Genomic DNA, 6593 nt, shown 5'->3' with positions numbered 1-6593 from the left:
ATGTACGGCTTCGTCGAGAGAAGGATGCAGATAGTAATTGATGAACTCAAGAAGCTCGGCAAGAAGCCGGTCGTTTACCGCTTCACCGACAAGGAGGCTCCAGCTGTGAGCGACATACTTGGCGAGGTTCCTGACAGCGAGGCTTTGATAATCGGAGCTTCAACCTACGAGGCCGAGATACACCCGCGCATAAGGTATGCCCTCTACGAGATACTCGACAAGGCCAACTATGAAAAGCCCGTTTTAATCGTCGGCGCCTTCGGCTGGGGTGGTGTTGCGGCGAAGAAAATAGAGACGCTGATAAGCAGGAGCAAGTTCGACCTCGTTGATACCGTGGAAAGCAGGGGCATGCCCACCAAAGAGGACGAGGAAAGACTTAGGGAAGCCGTCAGAAAGCTCGTGAAGTGGATAGCCTGAACGTAACATCTCTCTTCTTTCATCCTTTATCCGTTTTCAACCCTGGGTTTTAAACTCCCCTCTTTTTAAGATGTCCACCCCATGGAGAGTGGGTGATACCATGCACGAGTGGGCCCTGGCGGATGCGATAGTGAGAACAGTCCTCGAATACGCAGGTAAAGAGAACGCGGAAAAGGTGAAGAAAGTTCAGGTGGTTCTCGGCGAACTCCAGGACGTTGCCGAGGACATCGTGAAGTTCGCGATGGAGCAGCTTTTCTCAGGAACGATTGCGGAAGGCGCTGAGATAGAATTCATCGAGGAGGAGGCCGTCTTCAGATGCAGGAACTGCGGCCACACCTGGAAGCTCAAGGAAGTGAAGGACAAATTCGACAAGCGCATTAAGGAGGACATCCACTTCATCCCCGAGGTGGTTCACGCCTTCCTCGCCTGTCCGAAGTGCGGTAGCCACGACTTTGAGGTCGTGCAGGGCAGGGGCGTTTACGTGGCGGGAATAAAGATCGAGAAGGGGGGAGAGGCATGATCGACCCGCGCGAGATAGCGATTAACGCGAGGCTTGAGAACGTTAAGAGGATCGTCCCCGTTGTCAGCGGGAAGGGTGGAGTTGGAAAGTCGCTGGTCTCAACTACCCTGGCTTTGGCTCTCGCTGAGAAGGGTTACAAGGTTGGTCTGTTAGACCTTGACTTTCACGGGGCGAGCGACCACGTCATCCTCGGCTTCGAGCCGGGGGAGTTCCCCGAGGAGGACAAGGGGGTCGTTCCCCACACAGTCCACGGAATCAAGTTCATGACCATAGCTTACTACACCGAGGACAGGCCGACGCCGCTCCGCGGAAAGGAGGTGAGCGACGCACTTATAGAACTCCTCACCATAACGAGATGGGACGAGCTGGACTACCTCGTCATTGACATGCCACCGGGTCTCGGCGACCAGCTCTTAGATGTACTCCGCTTCCTCAAGCGCGGTGAGTTTTTGGTCGTTGCCACCCCATCAAAGCTCGCCCTCAACGTTGTCAGGAAGCTCATCCAGCTCCTCCTTGAGGAGAAGCACAGGGTTCTCGGAATAGTTGAAAACATGAGGCTCCTTTCGGAGCAACTCGACGATGAGAAGGACGTCGAGGCTTTGGCGAAGGAGTTCGGAGTCCAGTACCTTGGAGGGATACCGTTTTACCCTGACCTCGACTCTAGGATAGGAAACATTGAGAAGCTCATGAAGACGGAGTTCGCAGGGAAGATAAGGGAGATAGCCGAAAAAATTTGAACGAAAGTGTTTTCTCCAGTTCTTCAAATTTATTCCTGGGGGCTGAGGGATGAATGGAAGAGAACTCATCAAGACAACCCTCGTCGAAGGTCTGTAGAGAGCTGGGGGGAGGTTAGAGGAGGTTATCCTCTTCGGCTCCCGCGCGAGGGGGACTTTAGAAAGGAGGGCGACTGGGACATCCTGATCATCACCGAGAGAACTTAGCTGGAGAGAGCGCCTCCGCCTCAGCCGGGAGGTCAGGACGAGGCTTGCAAAGGGGGAATGTCCGTTGACATTCTCACCATCTCACGGAAGAAACTGGAGAACCTCAAAAATGACCCGGTTACGTCTACCCCTATGCCCTCTCGGAGGGAATCAGGGTATGAGCTACGAGCGGTGGATAATGAGATTGCCGCCGAGGCAATAGAGACGGCGAGAAAGGTTCTGGAGTTCGTGCTTGAGAGGATTCGAGGTGTCCCCGATGAACGCCCTCGAAGAAATCTTCCAGGGAAAAAAGCGAGTCGTGATCTGCGGCATCGGGAACGACATAAGGGGAGACGATGCCTTCGGCGTCCTCGTTGCAGAGAGACTGAAGGAGCTCCTGGACAATCCCAGCGTCCTCGTGATAAACTGCGGTGAGGTTCCCGAGAACTACACCGGCAAAATAAGGGACTTCAAGCCCGATTTAGTGGTCTTCGTGGATGCGGTTGATTTCAGGGGAGACGTTGGTGAGTACATCATCGCCGACCCGGAGGGGACGATAGGTGAAGCGGTTTCGACCCACGGACTTCCGCTGAAGTTTATGACCCAGTTCATGAAGACGATGGTCAAGGCGGACTTTGTCCTGATAGGCTGCCAGCCAGCTTTGACGGGCCTCTTCGAGGAGCCGAGTGGGCTGATACAAGAGAGAGCTGAAAGACTCGCAAGACTTTTGGTCGAAATCCTGAACGGTGGAGGGAATGATTGAGTACATCTGGCTGGCCCTTGGAATTCTTGGACTCGTTTCCTTCATTCTTGACTTAAAGGCGGAGGAGAACAGATGGGAAACGCTGAAGGACCTCTTCCTCGGCACAGGCTCCCTGCTGTGGTACTTCAGGAAAGACATCCTCGGCTCGCTCTTCCTCATCGCGTCGGTGGTCGTTTATCTGCCCGAGTTCAGGAAGAAGTGGATCAGATGGAGGTACGGGTGAGAAAAGCATATTAACATCAAGAACAAAACTTTCGAAGCTGAACGGCGCCTTATTGACCATTAGGATCTGGTTCCTTGGGACATGGCTGGTGTTAGGGTTTTGGATGAAATAATCCTATGATGGTGGGCGGGATTTGAGTGCCACAAAGAGAGAAGTGAGTGAGTCATTGTTACCGTTCCAAAGGGCATGAATATCAGGGAATTCCAAAAGTTGGTGAGACTGGCGGTTTTGAGGTACCTGCGGGAGAGAGGGGTTAGGAGGAGTTAAAGAAGATTCGAGTGAGAGTGGAGGTGGAGTCAAGTGAAAGTAAAAGTTAAGGTTTATGGGGCATCGATATCAGAGAAGGACCTTAAGAGCGAGATTAAGAGGGTCCTTGAGATTAGAAAAACGGCAAGAGAGTTATACGAACTCCTTTCGGAGGATGAACTGGATGAAATCGAGAGGGAGTCAAAAAAGAGAGTCTCATTCAGGGATTTCGGGGATATTGATTGACACGGGTGTTCTGATCGACCTCTACAAGAAGAGAAAGCTGGAGGAATATGCAGGCTCGGCGGTCTCAGTGATCACTCTCTTCGAGTTCACCAGAGGAATCAAAGGAGAGAGAAAGCGAGTGGCGGTTCTTAAGCGTTTAGAGAAGATTTTCAAGGTTGAACACATTGACAACCTCATTCTACTCACGGCTGCAAATATGTACAGGAAACTAAAAGAAAACGGGGAGCTTCTGGAAGATGCGGACCTCCTAATTGGCGCTACGGCAGTTGCCAAAGGCTACCTCGTGTGGACAGGGAATATCAAGCACTTCAAAGACTTGAGAAGTTTGGAGTGAGACTAAAGAAGTGAGCGGGGCATCAAGCGCTTGTATCACCCGCCAGGAAGACACAAGTTAATGCAGTCTTCCACTTTTCACACGATGCCTGTGGAGATACTGGAGATTTGAACGTGAGGGACAGGAGAAAGATGCAAATGAATATCGAAGCCCCATCACAAAGGAGATCATAGAACTCTTCCCCGAATGCCTCTGATTCTCCCCAAATCCTCCCGCGTGTTCACGTTGAAGAAGCTCTCCCGCCACTCTTCGGGAAGGCTTCCGATTTCAATGTAGCAGGCATTGCTCTCCATTATCGCGCGGTTTATCGCGTACTGTCCGACTTCAATTTTATTCTCCAGGAAATCCTTGAAATCAGAGGAATAGGCTGCGTGGAGCGGCTCAAGGTAGCCGTTGCCCCACCTGGGAACGCAGGCTGGCTTTTTAGACAGCTTAAAGCGCTCGACTACGAAGTCAACGAACTCTGGAACGAGGAGTGGCATGTCGCCGGCAACGACGAAGGCATCGCCGAGGGAAAGAGCCGTGTAAATTCCCCCAATCGGCCCGACGAGTAGCTCGTCAACGACCAGGCGATAACCGAGGCCCCTGAGCCTTTCAGCATTCTCAGGAGAGGCCACTATGATGATTTCGTCTATTGAATCCGCCGATTCGAGCCTCTCGATTGTGTGACTTATCAGCGGCTCCCCGGAAATTTTAAAGAGTAACTTATCACCCCCGAAGCGCCTTCCCCTTCCACCGGCCAAAACGGCACCCATCATGTAGGCCGGTGGCGGAATGAGTTTTTAGGATTATGGTTTCAAACCTGAGGTTTAAAAAAGGGCTAAATATGCCGCCGAGAAGTTTTCACCGGGTGTGAAAGATGTGTCTAGCTGTCCCGGGAAGGATAATCGCGATCGAAGGAAAAACTGCAACAGTTGATTTTGGGGGCGTTAAGAGGAAAGTAAGGCTCGACCTCCTTCCGAACGTGGATGTGGGTGACTACGTCGTAGTCCACACCGGCTTTGCAATAGAGAGTCTCGACGAAAAGCGCGCGCTCGAGATACTCGAGGCATGGGCAGGGGTGGGGAAGTTCCTGGAGGGCCGATGATGGAGAAGCTCAAGGCCTTCAGGGACAGGGGGATCGCTCAGAAGCTCGTGGAGAAGATCAAAGGGGAGGCCAGAACGCTGGACGGCGAGATAAGGATAATGCACGTCTGTGGCACTCACGAAGATACCATAACCCGCTCCGGAATACGCTCTCTTTTGCCCGAGAACGTCAAAGTCGTGAGCGGGCCGGGCTGTCCCGTCTGCATTACCCCCGTTGAGGACATCGTGGCGATGCAGCTCATCATGAGGAAGGCCAGGGAAGAAGGAGAAGGGATAATCCTGACCACGTTTGGGGATATGTACAAGATTCCGACGCCGATGGGGAGCTTCGCCGACCTCAAGAGCGAGGGCTTCGACGTCCGCGTCGTTTACTCAATCTTCGACACCTACAGGATGGCGAAGGAGAACCCCGAGGAGACCGTTGTGCATTTCAGCCCGGGCTTCGAGACGACAGCCGCGCCAACGGCGGGAATGATAAACGCCGTCGTCAACGAGGGCCTTGAGAACTTCAAGATATACTCCGTTCATCGGCTAACGCCCCAGGGAATAGAGGTCCTCATAAAGCAGAAGAGTAAAATTGACGCGCTCATAGATGCGGGCCACGTCTCGACGATAATTGGCGTGAAAGGCTGGGAGTTCCTGAGCGAGCGCTATGGAATCCCGCAGGTCGTTGCTGGCTTCGAGCCGAACGACGTCCTCATGGCAATCCTCCTCCTAATCCGGATGTACAAGGAGGGCGACGCGCGAGTGGTAAACGAGTACAGGAGGGCCGTTAGGTACGAGGGAAACGTTACAGCCCAGAGGCTCATCGATAAGTACTTCAAAGTTGTCGATGCCAAGTGGCGTGCCCTGGGTGTCTTCCCGGGAACGGGCCTTGAACTGAGGGACGAGTGGAGAGAACTTGACATCAAGAACATCTACAAAGTCGAGGTGCCCAAGGACCTGCCGGACCTTGAGAAGGGCTGTCTCTGCGGTGCTGTGTTGAGGGGACTGGCGATGCCAACCGATTGTCCTCACTTCGGAAAGACCTGCACGCCGAGGCATCCCATCGGCCCGTGCATGGTGTCCTACGAGGGAACCTGCCAGATACTCTACAAGTATGGAGTTCTGTTTTAGTGAGGCATAAATACGATGAGAGCGCAAGATAGAACGGTGGGAACATGGAGGAGGTAAGGGCAGTTTACCACAAAGGCGTCTTAGTGCCCCTTAAAAGCCTAAACCTCAGGGAAGGGGAGGAGGTAACGGTAATCATCAAGAAAAAGGCCCCGCGCAGGTACTTTGGCATCTTCAAAAAGGAGGACGTCGAGAAGGTTATAGAGGAGATCGAGAATGAGGGCGTCCTATGGCAGCAACGTCTTCCTTAAATTTTTAGGCGGAGAGAGCGAGGCGGAAGCGCTCTTGGATTTGGTCTTTGAAGGAAAAGTTGAAGGAGCCGTCAGCGGGGTGGTTCTCTCCGAGGTCCTCTTCGGCTACTTAAGGCTCACGACCAACATGAGGCCCTATGACCTGAAAAGAAAGTTGCCCAAGATGAACGTTGATTTAACTCCAATCCGCGAGCTTTTAGAGCCCTTCCAGATTTTGGAAGTCGCTCCTAATCCAAACGAACTCTTTGACCTCGTGAACAAATCCGGACTCCTTCCCAATGACGCGCTCATAGCGTTAACGTGCCTAAAGGAGGGTATTCCTTTAGTTAGCTTCGATTCGGATTTCGATCGGGTCTCGGAGCTAAGACGGATAACGGCTCCAGATAAATTGCTGACCAAGTAGAACACCAAAGGTTCAAAACTCCCCTATCGTTTTCAACTTTTGGTTTTGAAAACCTATAAAGCCTCCGATTG

Annotated in this window: 11 protein-coding genes and 1 pseudogene; 11 read left to right on the top strand and 1 reads right to left on the bottom strand. The window is 52.6% G+C overall.

Annotated elements, in window-relative coordinates; all coding sequences use genetic code 11:
- From MV985_RS07925 to MV985_RS07895, 7 genes and pseudogenes are all read left to right on the top strand, one after another.
- A pseudogene (locus tag MV985_RS07925) lies at positions 1–417 on the top strand (FprA family A-type flavoprotein); the annotation flags it as partial.
- Between the two features lie 100 nt (positions 418–517).
- Positions 518–937 (top strand): hydrogenase nickel incorporation protein HypA, encoded by a 420-nt coding sequence (hypA, locus tag MV985_RS07920; RefSeq protein ID WP_297465068.1) that lies wholly within the window; start codon positions 518–520, stop codon positions 935–937.
- Positions 934–1674: an Mrp/NBP35 family ATP-binding protein gene (locus tag MV985_RS07915; RefSeq protein WP_297465066.1), complete on the top strand. Its 741-nt coding sequence runs from the start codon at positions 934–936 to the stop codon at positions 1672–1674. The genes hypA and MV985_RS07915 overlap by 4 nt, the downstream gene beginning before the upstream one ends.
- Positions 1675–2134: 460 nt before the next feature.
- Positions 2135–2620 carry a hydrogenase 3 maturation endopeptidase HyCI gene (locus MV985_RS07910; protein WP_297465064.1) on the top strand — a complete coding sequence of 162 codons (486 nt, stop codon included), beginning with the start codon at positions 2135–2137 and terminating at the stop codon, positions 2618–2620.
- Positions 2613–2843, top strand: a complete 231-nt coding sequence (locus MV985_RS07905) for a hypothetical protein (RefSeq protein ID WP_297465063.1) — start codon at positions 2613–2615, stop codon at positions 2841–2843. Before MV985_RS07910 ends, MV985_RS07905 begins: the two co-directional genes overlap by 8 nt.
- 300 nt (positions 2844–3143) lie before the next feature.
- Positions 3144–3335 (top strand): hypothetical protein, encoded by a 192-nt coding sequence (locus MV985_RS07900; protein WP_297465061.1) that lies wholly within the window; start codon positions 3144–3146, stop codon positions 3333–3335.
- Positions 3328–3669, top strand: coding sequence for a type II toxin-antitoxin system VapC family toxin (locus MV985_RS07895; protein ID WP_297465060.1), 342 nt, complete (start codon positions 3328–3330; stop codon positions 3667–3669). Before MV985_RS07900 ends, MV985_RS07895 begins: the two co-directional genes overlap by 8 nt.
- A 167-nt stretch (positions 3670–3836) precedes the next feature.
- On the opposite strand, the gene mobA is transcribed toward MV985_RS07895, so the two are convergent.
- Positions 3837–4427 (bottom strand): molybdenum cofactor guanylyltransferase MobA, encoded by a 591-nt coding sequence (gene mobA / locus MV985_RS07890; RefSeq protein ID WP_297465059.1) that lies wholly within the window; start codon positions 4425–4427, stop codon positions 3837–3839.
- A 101-nt stretch (positions 4428–4528) separates the two neighbouring features.
- On the opposite strand from mobA, the gene MV985_RS07885 reads away from it, so the two are divergent.
- The 4 genes from MV985_RS07885 to MV985_RS07870 are packed head-to-tail and all read left to right on the top strand — an operon-like array spanning position 4529 to position 6522.
- Positions 4529–4756 carry a HypC/HybG/HupF family hydrogenase formation chaperone gene (locus MV985_RS07885; protein WP_297465057.1) on the top strand — a complete coding sequence of 76 codons (228 nt, stop codon included), beginning with the start codon at positions 4529–4531 and terminating at the stop codon, positions 4754–4756.
- Entirely contained in the window at positions 4753–5871 is a 1119-nt protein-coding gene (gene hypD / locus MV985_RS07880) for a hydrogenase formation protein HypD (protein WP_297465055.1), read from the top strand. The genes MV985_RS07885 and hypD overlap by 4 nt, the downstream gene beginning before the upstream one ends.
- A gap of 44 nt (positions 5872–5915) precedes the next feature.
- A complete protein-coding gene (locus MV985_RS07875) occupies positions 5916–6119 on the top strand; it encodes an antitoxin family protein (protein WP_297465053.1) in 204 nt (67 codons plus the stop codon).
- Positions 6085–6522: a PIN domain-containing protein gene (locus tag MV985_RS07870; protein WP_297465051.1), complete on the top strand. Its 438-nt coding sequence runs from the start codon at positions 6085–6087 to the stop codon at positions 6520–6522. The genes MV985_RS07875 and MV985_RS07870 overlap by 35 nt, the downstream gene beginning before the upstream one ends.
- Positions 6523–6593: the final 71 nt, after the last annotated feature.

The sequence above is a fragment of the Thermococcus sp. genome (assembly GCF_027012695.1).
Taxonomy (GTDB): domain Archaea; phylum Methanobacteriota_B; class Thermococci; order Thermococcales; family Thermococcaceae; genus Thermococcus.
Note: the sequence above shows the minus strand (reverse complement) of the source record. Positions and strands in the feature narration are given on the sequence as shown.

Coding starts and splice junctions, on each gene's coding strand:
- hypA (WP_297465068.1), top strand. CDS start 518: ATGCACGAGTGGGCCCTGGCGGATGCGATAGTGAGAACAGTCCTCGAA.
- MV985_RS07915 (WP_297465066.1), top strand. CDS start 934: ATGATCGACCCGCGCGAGATAGCGATTAACGCGAGGCTTGAGAACGTT.
- MV985_RS07910 (WP_297465064.1), top strand. CDS start 2,135: ATGAACGCCCTCGAAGAAATCTTCCAGGGAAAAAAGCGAGTCGTGATC.
- MV985_RS07905 (WP_297465063.1), top strand. CDS start 2,613: ATGATTGAGTACATCTGGCTGGCCCTTGGAATTCTTGGACTCGTTTCC.
- mobA (WP_297465059.1), bottom strand. CDS start 4,427: ATGATGGGTGCCGTTTTGGCCGGTGGAAGGGGAAGGCGCTTCGGGGGT.
- MV985_RS07885 (WP_297465057.1), top strand. CDS start 4,529: ATGTGTCTAGCTGTCCCGGGAAGGATAATCGCGATCGAAGGAAAAACT.
- hypD (WP_297465055.1), top strand. CDS start 4,753: ATGATGGAGAAGCTCAAGGCCTTCAGGGACAGGGGGATCGCTCAGAAG.
- MV985_RS07875 (WP_297465053.1), top strand. CDS start 5,916: ATGGAGGAGGTAAGGGCAGTTTACCACAAAGGCGTCTTAGTGCCCCTT.
- MV985_RS07870 (WP_297465051.1), top strand. CDS start 6,085: ATGAGGGCGTCCTATGGCAGCAACGTCTTCCTTAAATTTTTAGGCGGA.